The sequence below is a fragment of the Kitasatospora indigofera genome (genome assembly GCF_014655955.1).
GTDB classification, from domain to species: Bacteria; Actinomycetota; Actinomycetes; order Streptomycetales; family Streptomycetaceae; genus Kitasatospora; species Kitasatospora indigofera.
Genome location: NZ_BNBO01000033.1, coordinates 80,111 through 100,485, shown reverse-complemented (window position 1 = coordinate 100,485; position 20,375 = coordinate 80,111). Strand labels below are relative to the sequence as shown.

At 73.1% G+C, this 20,375-nt stretch carries 17 protein-coding genes; 16 read left to right on the top strand and 1 reads right to left on the bottom strand.

The window, feature by feature from the left end; all coding sequences use genetic code 11:
* Window positions 1–583 precede the first annotated feature (583 nt).
* Window positions 584–1,237, top strand: a complete 654-nt coding sequence (locus IE329_RS25340) for an ATP-binding protein (protein WP_190213270.1) — start codon at window positions 584–586, stop codon at window positions 1,235–1,237.
* A 161-nt stretch (window positions 1,238–1,398) separates the two neighbouring features.
* Here IE329_RS25340 and idi read toward each other — a convergent pair whose 3' ends face one another.
* The gene (gene idi, locus IE329_RS25335; protein ID WP_190213269.1) at window positions 1,399–2,040 is read right to left on the bottom strand and encodes an isopentenyl-diphosphate Delta-isomerase; all 642 of its coding nucleotides are present in this window, start codon (window positions 2,038–2,040) and stop codon (window positions 1,399–1,401) included.
* A 594-nt stretch (window positions 2,041–2,634) separates the two neighbouring features.
* On the opposite strand from idi, the gene IE329_RS25330 reads away from it, so the two are divergent.
* From IE329_RS25330 to IE329_RS25260, 15 genes are all read left to right on the top strand, one after another.
* Window positions 2,635–3,390, top strand: a complete 756-nt coding sequence (locus IE329_RS25330; protein WP_190213268.1) for a phosphocholine cytidylyltransferase family protein — start codon at window positions 2,635–2,637, stop codon at window positions 3,388–3,390.
* Window positions 3,378–4,439, top strand: a complete 1,062-nt coding sequence (locus IE329_RS25325; RefSeq protein WP_190213267.1) for an iron-containing alcohol dehydrogenase family protein — start codon at window positions 3,378–3,380, stop codon at window positions 4,437–4,439. The genes IE329_RS25330 and IE329_RS25325 overlap by 13 nt, the downstream gene beginning before the upstream one ends.
* A complete protein-coding gene (locus tag IE329_RS25320; RefSeq protein ID WP_190213266.1) occupies window positions 4,417–5,247 on the top strand; it encodes a CDP-alcohol phosphatidyltransferase family protein in 831 nt (276 codons plus the stop codon). Before IE329_RS25325 ends, IE329_RS25320 begins: the two co-directional genes overlap by 23 nt.
* Window positions 5,244–6,167: a glycosyltransferase family 2 protein gene (locus IE329_RS25315; RefSeq protein WP_190213265.1), complete on the top strand. Its 924-nt coding sequence runs from the start codon at window positions 5,244–5,246 to the stop codon at window positions 6,165–6,167. The genes IE329_RS25320 and IE329_RS25315 overlap by 4 nt, the downstream gene beginning before the upstream one ends.
* A 128-nt stretch (window positions 6,168–6,295) precedes the next feature.
* On the top strand, window positions 6,296–7,231 hold the full coding sequence (locus IE329_RS25310; RefSeq protein WP_229927739.1) for an ABC transporter permease: 936 nt from the start codon (window positions 6,296–6,298) through the stop codon (window positions 7,229–7,231).
* A 19-nt stretch (window positions 7,232–7,250) separates the two neighbouring features.
* Complete coding sequence (locus IE329_RS25305; RefSeq protein WP_190213286.1) at window positions 7,251–8,051, top strand: ABC transporter ATP-binding protein; 801 nt, start codon at window positions 7,251–7,253, stop codon at window positions 8,049–8,051.
* A 229-nt stretch (window positions 8,052–8,280) separates the two neighbouring features.
* Window positions 8,281–9,264 (top strand): squalene synthase HpnC, encoded by a 984-nt coding sequence (hpnC, locus tag IE329_RS25300; protein WP_190213285.1) that lies wholly within the window; start codon window positions 8,281–8,283, stop codon window positions 9,262–9,264.
* 41 nt (window positions 9,265–9,305) lie between these two features.
* Window positions 9,306–10,163, top strand: a complete 858-nt coding sequence (gene hpnD / locus IE329_RS25295; protein WP_190213284.1) for a presqualene diphosphate synthase HpnD — start codon at window positions 9,306–9,308, stop codon at window positions 10,161–10,163.
* Window positions 10,164–10,266: 103 nt separating this feature from the next.
* A complete protein-coding gene (hpnE, locus tag IE329_RS25290; RefSeq protein ID WP_190213263.1) occupies window positions 10,267–11,694 on the top strand; it encodes a hydroxysqualene dehydroxylase HpnE in 1,428 nt (475 codons plus the stop codon).
* A 101-nt stretch (window positions 11,695–11,795) separates the two neighbouring features.
* Complete coding sequence (locus IE329_RS25285; protein ID WP_373311287.1) at window positions 11,796–12,884, top strand: polyprenyl synthetase family protein; 1,089 nt, start codon at window positions 11,796–11,798, stop codon at window positions 12,882–12,884.
* A gap of 130 nt (window positions 12,885–13,014) precedes the next feature.
* On the top strand, window positions 13,015–15,036 hold the full coding sequence (gene shc, locus IE329_RS25280; protein WP_190213282.1) for a squalene--hopene cyclase: 2,022 nt from the start codon (window positions 13,015–13,017) through the stop codon (window positions 15,034–15,036).
* Window positions 15,033–15,791 carry a phosphorylase family protein gene (locus tag IE329_RS25275; protein ID WP_190213262.1) on the top strand — a complete coding sequence of 253 codons (759 nt, stop codon included), beginning with the start codon at window positions 15,033–15,035 and terminating at the stop codon, window positions 15,789–15,791. Before shc ends, IE329_RS25275 begins: the two co-directional genes overlap by 4 nt.
* Window positions 15,792–15,793: 2 nt before the next feature.
* Window positions 15,794–16,822, top strand: coding sequence for an adenosyl-hopene transferase HpnH (gene hpnH / locus IE329_RS25270; RefSeq protein ID WP_190213261.1), 1,029 nt, complete (start codon window positions 15,794–15,796; stop codon window positions 16,820–16,822).
* Window positions 16,823–16,990: 168 nt separating this feature from the next.
* A complete protein-coding gene (gene dxs, locus IE329_RS25265) occupies window positions 16,991–18,901 on the top strand; it encodes a 1-deoxy-D-xylulose-5-phosphate synthase (protein WP_190213260.1) in 1,911 nt (636 codons plus the stop codon).
* Complete coding sequence (locus IE329_RS25260; RefSeq protein WP_190213259.1) at window positions 18,891–20,348, top strand: aspartate aminotransferase family protein; 1,458 nt, start codon at window positions 18,891–18,893, stop codon at window positions 20,346–20,348. The genes dxs and IE329_RS25260 overlap by 11 nt, the downstream gene beginning before the upstream one ends.
* Window positions 20,349–20,375: the final 27 nt, after the last annotated feature.

Sequence of the window (20,375 nt, the reverse complement as noted above, 5' to 3'; positions counted from 1 at the left end):
CGATAAAGGGCACTAGCACCTCAAGCTAGCGCGTCTGCCATTCCGCCACCCGGACAGGGTGTGTGCCTCGGGGTTTCGCTTGCTGTTCCCCTTGGCGACAGAGAGAACACTACCAGGGTTCTGGAGCGCTTCTCACCTGCGTTTCTGTGGTCGGCGAGGGGGCGTGCCGCGTCGCCGGGGCGGGAGGGGACGAACCGGGAGGAACCTGCCGAAGCGGGTGCCGGCGGCCGGCCGGCCGTGCGACGGGCCCCGGGTGTCGCCGGCGCGGCCCGCCCCCTCGCCGACGGTGCGTCCGGGGCGGCTGGTCCGGGTGGGGGCGCACGGGGGCGCAGGGCGGAGAGGGCATCTGCGCCGTGAACGATCCGGCAGTTCTCGGTAGGGATTTTCTTGCAGATGTGCGACCGGAACCGATCGGAATCGGGCGTGAGCGGTCCGACACGGGCAAGTTGTCGACGCTGCCGTAGTGTCCGGCGTCGCTCTCCTAGCCTCTGGAGACCAAGGGAGCCATGAGTGGAACGCCTGATTCCCGACGTCGGCGGCAGCCGGTGACGCCTCCCGTTACCAGCATGAAGGGCGGCTTGACGTGGAACAGATCAGCGGGGCGGCCGAGCCCGGGGCGAGACGGCCGGGTGCCGGTCCGGTCGAGGGCGTCTGGCGGATCTCGGTCCTGGCCCAGGATTCGTCCGTGCCGAGGACCAGGCACGCGGTACGGGACCGGCTGCTGGCCCAGGGCATGGCCGGCTGGCGCTACCAGGAGCTGATCGACGACCTGCTCCTGATCGTCTCCGAGCTGGTCAGCAACGCCGTGACGCACGCCGCGGTGCTCTCCCCGCAGGTCACCACGGAACTCACGATCGGCGGGGGCAGCGTGCGGGTCTCGGTCGAGGACGGCCACCCGTACCGGCCGAAGGCCCTGGAGAGCGACCTGGGGCAGCTCGGCGGGCGCGGGCTGCTGCTGGTCAAGAGCGTCACCCTGCAGGCCGGCGGGGTCTGCGACGTCGAGCGGACGGCCGCCGGGGGCAAGGTGATCTGGGCCTCCCTGCCGCTCCCGCCGCCGGCCGCCGAGGAGGAGGCGCGGGCCCCGGAGGAGCCGCGGCACCGCCCGCAGGCGGCGGAGCACCCGGGGCTGCCCCCGGCCACCGCCACCGTGCGGATACTGACCGCGCTCCAGCCGCTGACCGCGCCGCAGCCGCCCGCCGCGCCGCAGGCCGAGGGCGGGTCCCCGGCGCTCGCCTGACCGGACCTGCCGGACCTGCCTGGCCCGCCCGGACCGACGGGCCCGGACCTGCGGGACCCGCGCGGACCGACCCGCCCGGCGCAGCGCCCCGGGTCGGGCGGCCGGGGCGGGTCAGGCGGGGCGCCCCCGAGAGCTGCCGGGGGCGCCCCGCCCGTCCGCTGCTACCAGTCGCGTCCGGCGATCTCGCGGATCCCCGGCAGGGCCGCCTCGAAGACGGTCCGGAACCAGACCGAGAACGGGCGCTCCGCCTCCAGCTCCTTGAGCTCCTCGGCGCTGACGAAGGCGAAGTCGTCCACCTCGTCCGGGTTCGGCCGGACGGGTGCGGTGACCAGGCCCACGAACAGGTGGTTCCACTCGCGCTCGATCAGCCCGGAGGCCTCGTCGGGCAGGTCGTAGCGGACGGTGCCGGCCTCGCAGAGCAGGGCGGGCGCGACCCCGAGCTCCTCCGCCGTACGGCGGGCGGCGGCCACGAAGGGCGGCTCGTCCGGGTAGGGGTGCCCGCAGCAGGTGTTGGACCAGACCCCGGGGGAGTGGTACTTGCCGAGCGCGCGGCGCTGGAGCAGCATCCGGCCCTGGCGGTCGAAGAGGAACACCGAGAAGGCGCGGTGCAGCCGGCCCGGCTGCTGGTGGGCCCAGAGCTTCTCGGCCGTCCCGATCGTGACGCCCTCGTCGTCGACCAGCTCCAGGAGGATCTCCGGGGCGCCGGTCTCGTCGGCCGGTTCGGCGACGTCGGTCTCGACGTCGAGACCGGTGTCGATCCCGGAGGTGAAGTGCGTCGGATTGGTCGGGGGACTCTGCGGCATGAGGCCTCTTTCGGGAGCACCGGTGGCGTCGCGCCCCAGTCTGCCGTATGGGCGCACCGGATTGCCGACCGACGCATTGTTGGCCGGGTCCTGCGCTTTCGAATAGGAAATCCGTTCGACCGGGGCGCTGATCCGATCATTTTCGATCATGGCAGTCCGTCCTGACCCGGCCCCTCCCGGCCCCTGCCCCCGTCCCGTCCCGGGCTCTCTCCGCCGCCTTCCCCCGCCCCGCCCGGGCCGTCCGCCGCCCGCCGCCCCTGTCCCGTCCCGGGCCCCTCCCGGCCCCGGCCCGCCCCCGCGCACCCCTCGCCCGCCGCTCTCCCGGGCCCCGTCCGGGCCCTGTCCGGGCCGCCCGCGGCGGCGGGCCGGGCGCGTTCGGGCTGGTCGCCACGGTCGCCTACCATCACCAGTACGGCGTACCGCCCCCGCGGCGGTACCGGAGCGCCACCCCCGAGTGGCCGGCGCGGGCATCCGGTGTGCAGGTCGGCCGGGTGGTGCGGGATCGCTCCCGCGTCATCACTCCCGCGCGGCCGCGCCCAGCCACCCTGTGCGCGGCGCTCGACAAGCGGAGCACGACGGATCAGGAGACACCGCATGATCGGCCTCGTTCTGGCAGCCGGCGCCGGCCGCCGGCTGCGCCCGTACACCGACACCCTGCCGAAGGCTCTGGTGCCGGTCGACGGGGAGCGGACCGTCCTGGACCTCACCCTCGGCAACTTCGCCGAGGTCGGTCTGCGGGAGGCGGCCATCGTGGTCGGCTACCGCAAGGAGGCGGTGTACGACCGCAAGGACGCCCTGGAGCAGAAGTACGGCGTCAAGCTCACCCTGGTCGAGAACGACAAGGCCGAGGAGTGGAACAACGCCTACTCCCTCTGGTGCGCCCGGGACCTCTTCCGCGAGGGCCTGCTGCTCGCCAACGGCGACACCGTGCACCCGGCCTCGGTGCAGCGCACCATGCTGGACGGCAACGACCGCCTCGCCAAGGAGGGCCGCGCCCCCGGCATCCTGCTGGCCCTCGACACGGTGAAGAAGCTCGCCGACGAGGAGATGAAGGTCGTCGTGGACCCGGCCGCGGGCATCCGCCGGATCACCAAGCTGATGGAGCCCGCCGAGGCGACAGGTGAGTACATCGGCGTCACGGTCATCAACCCGTCCGCCGCCGAGGACCTCTCCGACGCGCTGCGCACCACCTTCGAGCGGGACCCGCAGCTGTACTACGAGGACGGCTACCAGGAGATGGTGAACCGCGGGCTGCGGATCGACGTGCAGCCGATCGGCGAGGTCTCCTGGGTCGAGGTCGACAACCACGAGGACCTGGCCAAGGCGCGGGAGATCGCGTGCCAGTACTGACCCGCCTGGTTCCGTCGCCGGTCTTCGTGGAGATCCGCTCCGGGGCCCTGGACTCGCTGGCCGGCATCCTCGCCGACCAGCGGCTGTCCGCGGCCGGCCGGATCGCCATCGCGATCAGCAACGGGTCCGGCGCGGCGCTGCGGTCCCGGCTGGAGCCGGCCCTGCCCGGCGCCGACTGGTACAACGTGGACGACGGCAGCCTGGACAGCGCGGTGCGCCTCGCCGACCGGATGCGGGCCGGGCACTACGACGCCATGGTCGGCCTCGGCGGCGGCAAGATCATCGACGCCGCCAAGTACGCCGCCGCCCGGGTCGGCCTGCCGGTGGTCGCGGTGGCCACCAACCTGGCCCACGACGGCATCTGCTCGCCGGTCTCCACCCTCGACAACGACGCCGGGCGGGGCTCCTACGGGGTGCCGGGACCGATCGGCATCGTGGTCGACCTGGACGTGATCCGCCAGGCGCCGCAGCGCTTCGTCGCGGCCGGCATCGGCGACGCGATCTCCAACATCTCCTCCTGCGCGGACTGGGAGCTGTCCCAGGCCGTCACCGGCGAGAAGGTCGACGGACTGGCCGTCGCGATGGCCCGCACGGCGGGGGAGAGCCTGCTCCGTCATCCGGGAAACCTCCAGGACAAGGACCTCCTTACGGCCCTGGCGGAAGCCCTGGTACTGTCCGGCATCGCGATGAATATCGCGGGCAGTACCCGGCCCTCCTCCGGTGCCTGCCACGAGATCTCGCATGCCCTGGACGTGCTGTATCCCAAGCGATCCGCCCAGCACGGCGAACAGGTGGGCCTCGGGGCCGCCTTCGCCAGCTTCCTGCGGGGCGAGCGGGAGCTGACCGGTCTGATCGTGGAGTGCCTGGCACGCCACGGCCTGCCGGTGACCGCAGCTCAGATCGGCTTCACCGAGGCGGAGTTCACCGAAGCGGTGCACTACGCTCCGAACACCCGTCCGGGTCGCTTCACCATCCTTGAGCACCTAGACCTCTCCCCATCAGCCATCAGGGACGCGTACGCCGACTATGTCCAAGCCGTCAACGACTGACCGCCCCGCGGTCGACCTCACGGTCCGGCCCTCGATCGAGGAGCTGCGGGCCGTCATCCACCCTGAGGGCATGCTGCAGCGCCGGAGCGCGGAGCACTGGGCGGGGCGCCTCTACATGCGCAGCATCTCGCTGCGGATCACCCGGGTGCTGGCGCCGGTCACCTTCATCACGCCCAACGGCCTCACCTACCTGATGATGCTCACCGGCATCCTGGCCGGTGCGGCGCTGGTCGTCCCCGGGCTGGCCGGTGCGGTCCTCGGCGCGCTGCTGATCCAGGTCTACCTGCTGCTCGACTGCGTGGACGGCGAGGTGGCCCGCTGGCGCCGCCAGACCTCCCTCACCGGCGTCTACCTGGACCGGGTCGGCCACTACATGTCCGAGGCGGCGCTGCTCACCGGCCTCGGCCTGCGGGCCGCCGACCTCTTCCACCGCGACAGCGGCGGGTCGAAGTGGGAGTGGGCCTTCCTCGGCACGCTGGCCGCGCTCGGCGCGATCCTGATCAAGTCGGAGACCGACCTGGTGGACGTGGCACGGGCCCGCAGCGGCCTGTCCGCGGTCGAGGACAGCGCCGCGGTGCCGCGCTCCTCCGGCGTGGCCAAGGCCCGCAAGGCCGCCTCCTTCCTGAAGTTCCACCGGCTGGTCGGCGCGGTCGAGGCCTCGCTGTTCGTCCTGGCCGCCGGGGTGGCCGACGCCGTCCACGGCGGGCTGTTCTTCACCCGGCTCGCGGTGGTGGTGCTGGCGGCCGTCGCCATGCTGCAGACCGTGCTCCACCTGCTCAGCATCGTCCTCTCCAGCAGGCTCCGATGACCGCCCCGGCCGCCTCCGGAGGCGCCGCCGCGACCCGCCCCGAGGACTTCCGCCTCGGCGCGGTGATCATCACCATGGGCAACCGCCCGGCCGAGCTGAACGCGCTGATCGAGTCGGTGCTCGCGCAGCAGGGCCCCGCCGTCGAGCTGGCCGTGGTCGGCCAGGGCGCCGCGCTGCCGCCGCTGCCGCCGGGCGTGCGCTCGGTCGAGCTGGCGGAGAACGTCGGCATCCCCGGCGGGCGCAACGTCGGCATCGAGCTGTTCGGCCCGGACGGCCGGGACGTCGACGCCGTCCTGTTCCTGGACGACGACGGGCTGCTCCCCCGTACCGACTCGGCCGAGCTGCTGCGGGAGGCGTTCACCGCCGACCCGGGCCTGGGCATCGTCAGCTTCCGGATCGCCGACCCGGAGACCGGCGTCACCCAGCGCCGGCACGTGCCCCGGCTGCGGGCCAGCGACCCGCTGCGCTCGTCCCGGGTGACCACCTTCCTGGGCGGCGCCAGCGCCGTGCGCTGCACGGTGTTCGAGCAGGCCGGCCAGCTGCCCGCGGAGTTCTTCTACGCCCACGAGGAGACCGACCTCGCGTGGCGGGCGCTGGACGCCGGCTGGTCCATCGACTACCGGGCGGACGTGGTGCTGCACCACCCGACCACCTCGCCCGCCCGGCACGCCACGTTCTTCCACAACGTGGCCCGGAACCGGGTCTGGCTCGCGCGGCGGAACCTTCCCGCCCTGTTCGTGCCTCTCTACCTGGGAACCTGGTTCCTGCTGACGCTGGCCCGCCGCCCCTCCCCCGAGGCGCTCAAGGCCTGGGTGGGCGGGTTCCGGGCGGGTTGGAGCGAGCCCTGCGGCACGCGCCGGCCCATGCGATGGCGTACTGTGTGGCGGCTGACCAGGTTGGGCAGACCGCCGGTCATCTGATCGCAGCGGCCGGTGACCACCACACCGCCGGCCGAATCCCCCGTGATCCCCTGGATCCCCCTCGGCGTCCGGCCGGCGTTCCCCCCGCCGTCCGGTCGCCCGACTCCCGATCCCTGCGAAGGACGAATGTGTCGACAGTGAGTGAACCTGCCAGCCTCTCCGCCCCGAGGGGGGCGGACGCCGGCCTGACCCCCAAGCAGCTCGCGGACAAGTACGGCCTGGCGGTCAGCGGCCGGCGCCCGTCACTGGTCCAGTACGTCAGGCAGCTCTGGGCCCGGCGGCACTTCATCTGGGCGTTCGCGACCGCGCGCCTGGTGGCGCAGTACACGGACGCCAAGCTCGGCCAGATCTGGCAGGTGGTGACCCCACTGCTGAACTGTGCGGTGTTCTACCTGGTCTTCGGCGTGATCCTGTCCAACAAGGACGATTTCCCGTACTACATCGCGTGGCTGTGCATCGGCGTCTTCGTGTTCCAGTTCACGCAGAGCGCGGTGCAGGCCGGCACCCGGGCCATCTCCGACAACCTCGGGCTGATCCGGGCGCTGCACTTCCCGCGGGCCTCGCTGCCGATCGCCTTCACGGTGATCCAGCTCCAGCAGCTGCTGATCTCGATGGTCGTGCTGGTCGTCGTGGTGATCGCGAACGGGATCGAGCCCGGCCGGACCTGGCTGCTGGTGGCCCCCGCGCTGGTGCTGCAGTCGATGTTCAACACCGGTGTCGCCCTGATCATGGCCCGGATCGGGGCCAAGACCAGTGACATCTCGCAGCTGATCCCGTTCGCGATGCGGGCGTGGCTGTACATGTCCGGCGTGATGTACAGCATCCAGGACCGCATCGACAACTGGCCCAAGTGGGTCCAGGTGGTGATGACGATCAACCCGGCCTCGGTCTACATGGACCTGGTCCGGCACGCCTTCGCGCCGATCATCTACAACAAGCACGAGGCGCACTACCAGAAGCTGCCGGCCCACCTGTGGACCTACGGCATCGGCTGGGCGGTCGTGATGCTCGTGATCGGGTTCGTCTTTTTCTGGAAGGCAGAGGAGGAGTACGGCCGTGGCTGACAGTGCGACCAAGATCGACATGGGAAAGAAGCCGGCCGTGCAGGACAGCGTTCCCGCCCGTGAGCCCACCGTGATCGTGGACGACGTCCACATCGTCTACCGGGTGCACGGCGCCGGCTCCGGCAAGGGCAGCGCGACCTCCGCGATCAGCCGGATCATCAGCCGCAAGCGCGCCTCCGGCGTGCGCGAGGTGCACGCCGTGCGCGGGATCAGCTTCACCGCGTACAAGGGCGAGGCCGTCGGCCTGATCGGCTCCAACGGCTCCGGCAAGTCGACCATGCTGGCGGCCATCGCCGGCCTGCTGCCGACCGAGCGGGGCGGGATCTACACCAACGGCCAGCCCTCGCTGCTGGGCGTCAACGCGGCCCTGATGAACGAGCTCACCGGCGAGCGCAACGTCGTCCTGGGCTGCCTGGCGATGGGCATGTCGCCGGCCGAGGTGCGGTCCCGCTACGAGGAGATCGTCGACTTCTCGGGGATCAACGACAAGGGCGACTTCATCTCCCTGCCGATGCGCACCTACTCCTCCGGCATGGGCGCCCGGCTGCGGTTCTCCATCGCGGCCGCGAAAACCCACGACGTCCTGCTGATCGACGAGGCGCTGGCCACCGGTGACCAGGCCTTCCAGCAGCGCAGCAAGGCCCGGATCAACGAGCTGCGCAAGGCCGCCGGCACGGTCTTCCTGGTCAGCCACGACAACTCGTCGATCCGCGAGGTGTGCGAGCGGACCATCTGGATCGAGCACGGCGAGCTGGTGATGGACGGCCCGACCGAGGAGGTCGTCTCCGCCTACGAGCGCGGCGAGCGCCCGCAGCACTGAGCGGTACCGGCGAGGGGCCGGCGTCCGGGACAGCGACTGTCCCGGACGCCGGCCCCTCGGCCGTGCGGGTGAGCGTGCGGCGATGCGTTCGCAGGCGGTCTTTTGCGGCGCGCTCCGTGGTGTCAGGCTGTACGCCGGGGGGTGGTGCGTCGCAGGGGGCGCCCGGTATCGGACGCGTGTCCGGGCGAGGTCGGTGGTCGGGACGGTGTAGAACGGGGGAGTGACAGCAGTGTCGGCTTCGGCCCATCCCAGAGTTGAGTCAACGGACCCGTCAGCAGGGGTGACGCTCGACAAGGCGGACCTGGAGAACTTCCCGGTCGCCCCGTTCTTCCTGCCGGCCGCCTGGCGCACCGACCTGATGGCGGTGTACGGCTTCGCCCGGCTGGTCGACGACGCCGGCGACGGGGACCTCGCCGACCCGGCCGGCACCGCCCGGCAGCTGGACGTCGCGGCGCCCGCGCCCGGGCGCCCGGCCGCGGGCGCTCCCGCCGGCCCGCCCGGGGCCGCCGAGACCGCCTTCCGGCTGGCCCTGCTCGACGGCCTGGAGCGGGACCTCGACCGGGTCTTCGAAGCGGCGCTGGACCCGGCCGCCGACCGCCCCCGGCACCCGTTGATGCGCGCCCTCGTCCCGCTGGTCGGGCGGCACGCGCTCACCCCCGAGCCGTTCCGGCGGCTGATCGAGGCCAACCGGGTGGACCAGACCACCGCCCGCTACCCCGGCTACCAGGACCTGACCGACTACTGCCGGCTCTCCGCCGACCCGGTCGGCCGGCTGGTGCTCTCCATCGCCGGCGTCTCCACCCCCGAGCGGATCGCCCTGTCGGACGCGATCTGCACCGCGCTGCAGATCGTCGAGCACCTCCAGGACGTCGCCGAGGACCTCGCCCGGGGCCGGATCTACCTCCCCGCCGAGGACCTCGCGCGGTTCGGCGTCACCGAGGCCGACCTCGCCGCCCCGAGCGCCGGCCCGGCCGTCCGCGAGCTGGTCGCCTTCGAGGCGGACCGGGCCCGGACCCTGCTCGATCGCGGCGCGCCGCTGGTGGGTACGGTTCGGGGGAGGCTCCGACTGCTCCTGGCGGGATTCACCGCCGGCGGCTACGCGGCCCTGGCCGCCGTCGAGGCGGCCGGGTACGACGTACTCGCCCAGCAGGCGAAGCCCGACAAGCGCCGCCTCGCAGCGAAGGCGGCGGCAATCTTCGCGAAGGGAAGGTGAACGCCCGAGTGGCGGCATCACCACTGGCGTCGGCGCAGGTCATGGCGGCCTATCGGTACTGCGAGGCGGTCACCGGCCTGCAGGCCCGCAATTTCAGCTACGGGATCCGGCTCTTGCCGGAGCCCAAGCGGCTGGCCATGTCGGCCCTCTACGCCCTGGCCCGCCGGGTCGACGACATCGGCGACGGCGAACTGCCCCCCGAGCGCAAGGCCGACCAGCTGCTGCGCACCCGCGACCTGCTGGACGAGATCAGGGCCGGCGAGGTCGCCGAGGACGACACCGACCCGATCAAGGTCGCGCTGGCGGACGCCGCGCGACGCTTCCCGATCCCGCTGGCCGGCTTCGACGAGCTGATCGACGGCGTCGAGATGGACCTCAAGGGCGCCGAGTACCGCACCTACGAGCAGCTCAAGGTCTACTGCCGCTGCGTGGCCGGCTCCATCGGCCGCCTCTCGCTCGGCGTCTACGGCTGCGAGGACCCGGTCCGCGGCGCCGAGTACGCCGACACCCTGGGCCTGGCGCTCCAGCTCACCAACATCCTGCGCGACCTGCGCGAGGACGCCGTCAACGGCCGGACCTACCTGCCCGCCGAGGACCTCGCCCGGTTCGGCTGCGAGGAGGGCTTCGCGCTGGCCAGGCCGCGGGTCGGCGCCGACTTCGCGGGCCTGGTGGCCTTCGAGGCCGCGCGGGCCCAGCAGGCCTTCGCCGAGGGCCTGCGCCTGCTCCCGCTGCTGGACCGCCGCAGCCGCGCCTGCACCGCCGCGATGGCCGGCATCTACCACCGGCTGCTCGGCCGGATCGCCTCGGACCCCGAGTCGGTCCTGCGCGGCCGGGTGTCGCTGCCGGGCTGGGAGAAGGCATACGTGGCACTGTCGGGGCTCGCCGGAGGGCGTTCTTGATTCTCACGTCAGTTATGTCACGCTTTGTCAACGCGGAATCACACACGGGCGGATTCGCGTCGAGCACCTGCTTCCCGTGCGCCGACGACAGGGGGGAGGGCCGATGAGCGTGCGATCCGACACCGCCCGGCCCACTGCCGTGGTGGTCGGCGGCGGCCTGGCCGGCATCACCGCCGCCCTGCGGCTCGCCGAGGCCGACCACCGCGTCACCCTGGTCGAGGGCCGCCCCAGGCTCGGCGGCCTGGCCTTCTCCTTCCAGCGCGGCGAGCTGACCGTCGACAACGGCCAGCACGTCTTCCTGCGCTGCTGCACCGCCTACCGCGGGCTGGTCGACCGGCTCGGCGCCGGCCGGCTGGTGGACGTCCAGCCCCGGCTGGACGTCCCGGTGCTCGCCGTCCAGGGCTCCGGGCCGGTCGCCCGGCGCACCCTGGGCCGGCTGCGCCGGGCCGCCCTGCCCGTCCCGCTGCACCTGGCCGGCAGCCTGGCGGCGTACCCGCACCTGGGCCCCGCCGACCGGCTGCGGGTGGTCCGGGCGGCGCTCGCGCTGAAGGGCCTGGACCTCACGGACCCGGCCCTGGACGACATCTCCTTCGGCGACTGGCTGCGCCGGCACGGCCAGAACGCCGCCACCCTCGCCGCCATGTGGGACCTGGTGGGCGTGGCGACCCTGAACGCCACCGCCGACCAGGTCTCGCTGGCGCTGGCCGCGATGGTCTTCAAGACCGGGCTGCTCTCCGACCCGGGCGCCTCGGACATCGGCACGGCGGCCGTCCCGCTCGGCGCGATCCACCACGACGCGGCGCTCGCCGAGCTGGAGCGCGCCGGCGTGCGGGTCCTGCTGCGCGCCCGCGCCACCGAGCTCAAGCCCGCCGGCCAGCACGCCGTGCGGCTGGACGGCGGCGAGCTGCTGGCCGCCGACACGGTCGTCCTCGCGGGCGCCCAGGACACCGCCGCCGCCCTGCTGCCGCCGGACGCGATCGAGGGGCAGCAGCGGCTCGCGGGCTTCGGCACCGCGCCGATCCTCAACCTGCACGTGATCTACGACCGCAAGGTGCTGCGCCGCCCGTTCTTCGCGGCGCTGGGATCGCCGGTCCAGTGGGTCTTCGACCGCACCACGCACTCCGGGCTGGCCGGCTCCGGCCTCGGCGCCGCGCACCCGGGGGCCCAGTACCTGGCGGTGTCGCAGTCCGCCGTCCAGGACGAGATCGACCTGCCGGTGGCCGAGCTGCGCCGGCGCTACCTGCCGGAGCTCGCCAGGCTGCTGCCCGCCGCCGCCGGCGCCGAGGTGCTGGACTTCTTCGTCACCCGCGAGCGCACCGCGACCTTCGACCCGGCCCCGGGCAGCGCCGCGCTCCGTCCGGTGGCCCGGACCCGCGTCCCCGGCCTGCTGCTGGCGGGCTCGTGGACGGCCACCGGCTGGCCCGCGACCATGGAGAGCGCCGTGCGCAGCGGCCACGCGGCGGCCGACGCCGCCCTGGCGGACGGCGCCCGCCGGCCCGTCGACCGAGGCGACGGGAGGTGGCCCAGGTGACCCCGGGCCCCGTCCGCGCCGGCGCCGCGGGAACCGCCGCCGACACCGCAAACACCCGGCCGTCCAGCACGGCCCGGCACCACCAGGGAGAGGGAACGTCCGTGGAGTCACGCATCGGCAGAGGCGCGGGAGGCACGGCGCAGGCCGAGCCGGTCTCGGTGCCCGAGCTGCTCGCCCACGCCCGCACGCTCTGCGCCGCCCCGCTGCGGGCCTCGGTGGCCCGTCTGGTGGCTCCGATGGACACCGTGGCGGCCTACCACTTCGGCTGGATCGACCAGGACGGCGCGCCCGCCCACGGCGACAGCGGCAAGGCCGTGCGCCCCGCGCTGGCCCTGCTCTCGGCCCGGGCCGTGGGTGCTCCGGCCGAGGCCGGGGTGCCCGGCGGGGTCTCCGTTGAACTGGTGCACAACTTCTCCCTGCTCCATGATGATCTGATGGACGGTGACGAGACCCGACGGCACCGGGCCACCGCCTGGACGGTCTTCGGTCCGGCCCAGGCGATCCTGGTCGGCGACGCCCTGGCGACCCTCGGGACCGAGGTGCTGCTGGACGCCGCCGTGACCGGCGGGGCCAGCCCCACCGACGCGGCCCGCGCCGTCCGGCTGATCACCACCGCCACCCGCAAGCTCATCGACGGGCAGGCCCAGGACCTGTCCTTCGAGCACCGCGACGTCGTCACCGTCGAGGAGTGCCTGGAGATGGAGGGCAACAAGACCGGCGCCCTGCTCGCCGCCGCCTCCGCGATCGGCGCGGTGCTCGCCGGTGCCGACGACCGCACCTCGGACGCGCTCCAGCGCTACGGCCACCACCTGGGCCTGGCCTTCCAGGCGGTCGACGACCTGCTCGGCATCTGGGGCGCCACCGAGGTCACCGGCAAGCCGCACTGGGGCGACCTGCGCCAGCGCAAGAAGTCACTGCCGGTCGCCGCGGCCCTGGCCGAGGGCGGCGCGGCCTCGCGCCGGCTGGCCGAGGAGCTGGCCGACCCGAAGGGGCGCGGGGAGGAGAGCGAACCGCAGCTCGCCGCCCGCGCGGCACTGATCGAGGAGGCGGGCGGCCGGTCCTGGACCCAGGACGAGGCCCGCCGCCAGCACAAGACTGCCCTCGCCGCCCTGGACGAGGTGCCGATGGCCGACACGGTGCGTGAGCACTTCGTCGCACTCGCCGAATTCGTGGTGGTACGAGAGAGGTGACGTCAAGTTGACAGCAACTGCGGACGGCCGGCTCGACCCTGAGTACGATTCCGAGCCGGTCGCGGTGGGCGAGCGCCCACCGGCGCCTGACCGCCCGAAAGGGCGCCAGGCGCCGGCAGCGGCTCCGTCCCTGCCTCCCGCGAAAGCCGGGCGGTGGGAGACCGACGGAAGCCAGCCGGTCCGACAAGCTGATGGACCTACTACCGGTGGCACCGGCCCCGCCTCCGCCCAGGAGGCACTGTCCCGCGCCACCACCCACCTGCTGTCACTGCAGAGCTCCGAGGGCTGGTGGAAGGGTGACCTGGAAACGAACGTCACCATGGACGCCGAGGACTTGTTACTGCGCCAGTTCCTCGGCATCCGGGACGAAGAACTGACCAAGGCCACGGCCGAATGGATCCGCTCCCAGCAGCGGGACGACGGCACCTGGTCCACCTTCTACGGCGGCCCGGCGGAGCTCTCCACCACCGTCGAGGCGTACGTCGCCCTGAAACTCGCCGGGGACGACCCCGGCGCCCCGCACATGCAGGCGGCCGCCCGGCACATCAGGGACAGCGGCGGCATCGCGGCCACCCGGGTCTTCACCCGGATCTGGCTGGCCCTGTTCGGCTGGTGGCCGTGGGAACGGCTGCCGGAGATGCCGCCCGAGATCATGTTCCTGCCCCGGTGGCTGCCGCTGAACATCTACGCCTTCGGCTGCTGGGCCCGGCAGACGATCGTCCCGCTCACCGTGGTCTCCGCGCACCGCCCGGTCCGACCGGCCCCGTTCGCCCTCACCGAACTGCACACCGACCCCGCGAACCCCTTCCCCCAGCGCCCGCTCGCGCCGCCCACCAGCTGGGACGGCATCTTCGAGCGGCTGGACAAGTTCCTGCACGCCTACCACCGCCGGGCCGTCCGCCCGCTGCGCCGGGTCGCCCTCGCGCAGGCCGCCCGCTGGATCGTCGAGCGGCAGGAGGCGGACGGCTGCTGGGGCGGCATCCAGCCCCCGGCCGTCTACTCGCTGATCGCCCTCCACCTCCAGGGCTACGAACTGGAACACCCCGTCATGCAGGCCGGCCTGGCCGCCTTCGACCGCTTCACCGTGCACACCGAGGACGGCATGCGCTGGCTGGAGGCCTGCCAGTCCCCGGTCTGGGACACCTGCCTGGCCACCATCGCGCTGGTCGACGCCGGAGTGGGCGCCGACCACCCCGCCCTGGTCTCCGCGGTCGACTGGATGATCGGGGAGGAGATCACCCGGCGCGGCGACTGGGCCGTGCAGCGCCCGTCGCTGGCCCCCGGCGGCTGGGCCTTCGAGTTCGAGAACGACAACTACCCCGACATCGACGACACCGCCGAGGTGGTGCTCGCCCTGCGCCGGGTGGCGCACCCGGACCCAGGCCGGGTCTCCGGCGCGGTCGGGCGGGCCGTCGACTGGAACCTCGGCATGCAGTCCAAGAACGGCGCCTGGGGCGCCTTCGACGTGGACAACACCAGCACCCTGCCCAACAAACTGCCCTTCTGCGACTTCGGCGAGGTCGTCGACCCGCCGTCCGCGGACGTCACCGCCCACGTCGTCGAGATGCTCGCCGAGGTCGGCATGGCGGACGACCCGCGCACCCGCCGGGGCGTCCAGTGGCTGCTGCGCAACCAGGAGGAGGACGGCTCCTGGTTCGGCCGCTGGGGCACCAACTACATCTACGGCACCGGCTCCGTCCTGCCCGCCCTGGTCGCGGCCGGCCTCCCGGAGGACCACCCCGCGATCCGCCGGGCGGTCCGCTGGCTGGAGGACCGCCAGAACGCCGACGGCGGCTGGGGCGAGGACATGCGCTCCTACGAGGACCCGGAGAACTGGGCCGGGCGCGGCGACTCCACGGCCTCGCAGACCGCCTGGGCCCTGATGGCCCTGCTCGCCGCCGGCGAGGGCCCGCAGGGCCGGGCCAACCCCGCCGTCGAACGCGGCGTCGACTGGCTGGTGCGCACCCAGCTGCCGGAGGGCACCTGGGACGAACCACAGTTCACCGGCACCGGATTCCCCTGGGACTTCTCCATCAACTACCACCTCTACCGCCTGGTCTTCCCCGTCACCGCCCTCGGCCGCTACCTGAACGGCACGCCCGGCATCGGCACCCTGGCCGGCAGCGTGCCCCGGATCGGGGCCGCCCGATGAGCACCGCCCCGCTCCTGGTGCTCTGCGCCCTGGGCCCCGAGGTCTGGGCCCTGCGCGGCGGGGACTGGTCGGGCGCGGCCGGCGGCCCGCCCGTCCTGGTGCGCACCGGGATGGGCCGGCGCCGCGCCGGACTCGCCGTCAGACGCCTGCTGACGGCCGCCCCCGGCGGTTACAGCGCCCTGGTGGTCGCCGGCTTCGGCGCCGCCGTCGCCCCGGGAATAAGCCCCGGGGACGTCATCGTTGCGGACGGGGTGCGCGACGCCGAAGGGAACCACTTCGCGATCGGCTCCGGCCCGACCCTGGCCAAGGCCCTGCGGGCCGACGGCCTGACCACGCACATCGGTGTCCACCACACCGCCGACCACGTCGTCCGCGGCCTGGAGCGCCGCGCCCTGCACGCCCAAGGGGCACTGGCCGTCGACATGGAGGCCGCGGCCGTACTGGCCCGGCTCCGGGAGCTCCACCCGGCCGCGCAGCCCGCCGGCGGCCCCGCCGCCGTCCCGCTGCCGGCCGCCGTCCTGCGGGTCGTGGTCGACACCCCCGAGCGCGAACTGGTCCGCCCCGGCACCCTGCCGGCCGGACTGCGGGCCTGGCGCACGCTGCGCGCCACCGTGCCCGCCCTGGTGGCCTGGCACGCGCAGGCCTGTGCCACCGCCGGTGCGGCCCCGGCCGGCGTCTCCCGCGCCGGCGGGCCCACCGGCCAGCACCCCCCTGTTCACCCCACATCCTCGACGCTCCCTCAGGAGGCGAGCTAGCCATGGCCATGCCGCTGCGCCAGACCGTGCGGGTCAGCACCTACCTCATGCAGCAGAAGCTGCTCAAGCGCCGGGACAAGTTCCCACTCATCGTGGAACTGGAGCCGCTGTTCGCCTGCAACCTCGCCTGTGAGGGCTGCGGCAAGATCCAGCACCCGGCGGGGGTGCTCAAGCAGCGGATGCCGGTCGCCCAGGCGGTCGGCGCCGTGCTGGAGTCCGGCGCGCCGATGGTCTCGATCGCCGGCGGCGAGCCGCTCATGCACCCGCAGATCGACGAGATCGTCCGTCAGCTGGTGGAGCGGCGCAAGTACGTCTTCCTCTGCACCAACGCCCTGCTGCTGCGCAAGAAGCTGGACAAGTTCACCCCCTCGCCGTACTTCACCTTCACCGTGCACATCGACGGGCTGCGCGAGCGGCACGACGCGTCGGTGGCCAAGGAGGGCACCTTCGACGAGGCCGTGGAGGCGATCAAGGAGGCCAAGCGGCGCGGCTTCCGGGTCACCACCAACAGCACCTTCTTCAACACCGACACCCCGCAGACCATCATCGAGGTGCTCGACTACCTCAACGACGACCTCAAGGTCGACGAGATGATGATCTCCCCGGCCTTCGCCTACGAGAAGGCCCCCGACCAGGAGCACTTCCTGGGCGTCGAGCAGACCAGGGAGCTCTTCAAGAAGACCTTCGCCGGCGGCAACCGGCGCCGGTGGCGCCTCAACCACAGCCCGCTCTTCCTGGACTTCCTGGAGGGCAAGGTCGACTTCGAGTGCACCGCCTGGGGCATCCCCAACTACTCGCTGTTCGGCTGGCAGCGCCCCTGCTACCTGATGTCCGACGGCTACGTGCCGACCTACCGCGAACTCATCGAGAAGACCGACTGGTCGAAGTACGGCCGCGGCCGCGACCCGCGCTGCGAGAACTGCATGGCGCACTGCGGGTACGAGCCGACCGCGGTGCTCGCCACCATGGGGTCGCTCACCGAGTCGCTGCGGGCCGTCCGGGAGACCATCGGCGCCAACCGCCAGAAGTGACCGGCCGCCCGGCACGGGCTCCCCGTGCCGGGCACCGGCCCGCTCCCGGCGGGCGGGCGGGCCGGCCGATCGCACGGCAGGCTGGACACGCCGCCCGATTCGAAGAGATCCAGAGTCGAACAAGCCCTGCGAACAAGCCCTGAGCCGAACGAGTCCTGAGGTGAACCCATGTCACTCCTGCCCGCGATCAAGGGACCAGCGGACCTCAGACAGCTTCCCGCGTCGGACCTCCCCCTCCTGGCCGAGGAGATCCGGGACTTCCTGATCGACGCCGTCACCCGGACGGGCGGCCACCTCGGCCCCAATCTCGGCGTCGTCGAACTCACCATCGCCCTGCACCGGGTCTTCGACTCCCCGTACGACCGGATCGTCTGGGACACCGGCCACCAGAGCTACGTGCACAAGCTGCTCACCGGACGGCAGGACTTCAGCCGGCTGCGCGCCAAGGGCGGCCTCTCCGGCTACCCGTCGCGGGCCGAGTCCGAGCACGACCTGGTGGAGAACTCGCACGCCTCCACGGCGCTCGCCTACGCCGACGGGCTCGCCAAGGCCACCCAGCTGCTCGGCCAGCACGACCGGCACACGGTCGCCGTGATCGGTGACGGCGCGCTCACCGGCGGCCTCGCCTGGGAGGCCCTGAACAACATCGCCGAGGCGCAGGACCGGCCGCTGGTCATCGTCGTCAACGACAACGAGCGCTCCTACGCCAGGACCGTCGGGGGCCTGGCCCACCACCTCTCCACCCTGCGCACCACCCAGGGCTACGAGCGGTTCCTGGCCCTCGGCAAGGGCGCGCTGCAACGGACGCCGCTGGTCGGACAGCCGATCTTCGACGCGCTGCACGGCGCCAAGAAGGGGTTCAAGGACGCCTTCGCGCCCCAGGGCATGTTCGAGGACCTCGGCCTGAAGTACCTCGGCCCGATCGACGGGCACGACATCGCCGCCGTCGAGCAGGCGCTGCGCCAGGCCCGCGGTTTCGGCGGCCCGGTCATCGTGCACTGCCTGACCGTGAAGGGCCGCGGCTACCGGCCCGCCGAGCAGGACGAGGCCGACCGGTTCCACGCGGTGGGGCCGATCGACCCGTACACCTGCCTGCCGATCTCACCGAGCGGCGGCACCTCGTGGACGTCGGTCTTCGGCAGCGAGATGCTCGCCATCGGCACCGAGCGGCCGGACGTCGTCGCGATCACCGCCGCCATGCTCCAGCCGGTGGGGCTGGCCAAGTTCGCCGAGGCGTACCCCGAACGGACCTTCGACGTCGGGATCGCCGAGCAGCACGCCGTCACCAGCGCCGCGGGCCTGGCCACCGGCGGGCTGCACCCGGTCGTCGCGGTCTACGCGACCTTCCTGAACCGGGCCTTCGACCAGGTCCTGATGGACGTCGCGCTGCACAAGCTCGGCGTCACCTTCGTGCTGGACCGCGCCGGCGTCACCGGCACCGACGGCGCCTCGCACAACGGCATGTGGGACATGTCGATCCTCCAGGTCGTCCCCGGCCTGCGCCTCGCCGCCCCGCGCGACGCCGACCAGCTCCGGGCCCTGCTGCGGGAGGCCGTCGAGGTCACCGACGCCCCCACGGTCGTGCGCTTCCCCAAGGCCGACATCGGGCTGGCCGTCCCCGCGCAGGAGCGGATCGGCGGCGTCGACGTGCTCCAGCGCACCGGGCCCGCCCCGGAGATCCTGCTGGTCGCCGTCGGCACCACCGCGCCCGCCTGCCTGGACGCCGCGGCCCTGCTGCTGGCCGAGGGCTTCACCGCCACCGTCGTCGACCCGCGCTGGGTCAAGCCGGTGGACCCGGCGCTGGTCGAACTCGCGGCCGCCCACCGCCTGGTGGTCACCGTCGAGGACAACGGCCGGGCCGGCGGCGTCGGCGCGGCCGTCGCCCAGGCCCTGCGGGACGCCGAGGTCGACACACCGCTGCGGGCGCTCGGCATCCCCCAGGAGTTCCTCGCGCACGCCTCGCGCGGCGAGATCCTGGAGGAGATCGGCCTCACCGGCACCGGCGTGGCCGCCCAGACCGCCGCCGTCGCCAAGCGGCTGCTACCGACCCGAGGAGCGAACCAGCGTCATGCCGGCTGATTCCAGCACCGAACCGGCCCCCGACCGCCCGGCCCCCGGCCTCCCGTCCGCCGGCCGCCCCGCCGCCGGGGGCTTCGACCTCGCCGCGCTGCTCGCCGAACGCGGCGCCGAGCGCTACGAGTTGCACAGCAGGTACCTCAACCCGCAGCTGCCCCGGATGCTGCACACCATCGGCTTCGACAAGTACTACGAGCGCGCCGAGGGACCGTACTTCTACGACGCCGAGGGCAACGAGTACCTCGACATGCTGGCCGGCTTCGGCATCTTCGCGCTGGGCCGGCACCACCCGGTGGTGCGGGCCGCCGTCCAGCAGGTGATGGACCTCGGACTGCCCGACCTGACCCGCTTCGACTGCGCCCCGCTGCCCGGCCTGCTCGCCGAGGAACTGCTCTCCCGCACCCCCGGGCTGGACCGGGTGTTCTTCGGCAACAGCGGTACCGAGGCGGTCGAGACGGCGCTGAAGTTCGCCCGGTACGCGACCGGCCGCCGCCGCGTCCTCTACTGCGACCACGCCTTCCACGGGCTGACCGCCGGCTCGCTCTCGGTCAACGGCGAGAGCGGGTTCCGCAAGGGCTTCGACCCGCTGCTGCCGGACACCGCGATCCCGCTCGGCGACCTCGGCGCGCTGGCCCGCGAACTCAAGAAGGGCGACGTCGCCGCCCTGATCGTCGAACCGATCCAGGGCAAGGGCGTGCTCGCCCCGCCGCCCGGCTGGCTGCGCGCGGCCCAGGACCTGCTGCACGCGAACAGGGCCCTGCTGATCTGCGACGAGGTGCAGACCGGGATCGGCCGGACCGGCGAGTTCTTCGCCTACCAGCATGAGGACGGCGTGCTGCCGGACCTGGTCTGCGCGGCCAAGGCGCTCTCCGGCGGGTACGTGCCGGTCGGCGCCACCCTCGGCAAGGGCTGGATCTTCGAGAAGGTGTACTCCTCGATGGACCGGGTCCTGGTGCACTCGGCGAGCTTCGGCTCCAACGCCCAGGCGATGGCCGCCGGGCTGGCCACCCTGCACGTGATGCGGGACGAGAAGGTGGTCGAGAACGCCCGCCGGACGGGCGACCTGCTGCGCGAGCGGCTCGCCGCGCTGACCGACCGGTACGAGCTGCTGGCCGAGGTCCGCGGCCGGGGGCTGATGATCGGCATCGAGTTCGGCCGGCCGAAGTCGCTGAAACTGCGCACCGGATGGACGGCCCTGCAGGCCGCCCGCAAGGGCCTGTTCGCACAGATGGTGGTCGTCCCGCTGCTCCAGCGGCACCGGATCCTCACCCAGGTGTCCGGCGACCACCTGGAGGTCATCAAGCTGATCCCGCCGCTCACCATCACCGAGCGGGACGTCGACCGGTTCGTCGACGCCTTCACCGACGTGATGGACGACGCGCACCGCGGCAGCGGCCTGATGTGGGACTTCGGACGGACGCTGGTCAAGCAGGCGGTCGGCAGCAGGTGACCGGGCCGGCCGCCCCCGCTCCCGGCC

Coding starts and splice junctions, on each gene's coding strand:
- idi (WP_190213269.1), bottom strand. CDS start 2,040: ATGCCGCAGAGTCCCCCGACCAATCCGACGCACTTCACCTCCGGGATC.
- IE329_RS25330 (WP_190213268.1), top strand. CDS start 2,635: ATGATCGGCCTCGTTCTGGCAGCCGGCGCCGGCCGCCGGCTGCGCCCG.
- IE329_RS25320 (WP_190213266.1), top strand. CDS start 4,417: ATGTCCAAGCCGTCAACGACTGACCGCCCCGCGGTCGACCTCACGGTC.
- IE329_RS25315 (WP_190213265.1), top strand. CDS start 5,244: ATGACCGCCCCGGCCGCCTCCGGAGGCGCCGCCGCGACCCGCCCCGAG.
- IE329_RS25305 (WP_190213286.1), top strand. CDS start 7,251: ATGGGAAAGAAGCCGGCCGTGCAGGACAGCGTTCCCGCCCGTGAGCCC.
- hpnD (WP_190213284.1), top strand. CDS start 9,306: ATGGCGGCCTATCGGTACTGCGAGGCGGTCACCGGCCTGCAGGCCCGC.
- hpnE (WP_190213263.1), top strand. CDS start 10,267: ATGAGCGTGCGATCCGACACCGCCCGGCCCACTGCCGTGGTGGTCGGC.
- IE329_RS25275 (WP_190213262.1), top strand. CDS start 15,033: ATGAGCACCGCCCCGCTCCTGGTGCTCTGCGCCCTGGGCCCCGAGGTC.
- hpnH (WP_190213261.1), top strand. CDS start 15,794: ATGGCCATGCCGCTGCGCCAGACCGTGCGGGTCAGCACCTACCTCATG.
- dxs (WP_190213260.1), top strand. CDS start 16,991: ATGTCACTCCTGCCCGCGATCAAGGGACCAGCGGACCTCAGACAGCTT.
- IE329_RS25260 (WP_190213259.1), top strand. CDS start 18,891: ATGCCGGCTGATTCCAGCACCGAACCGGCCCCCGACCGCCCGGCCCCC.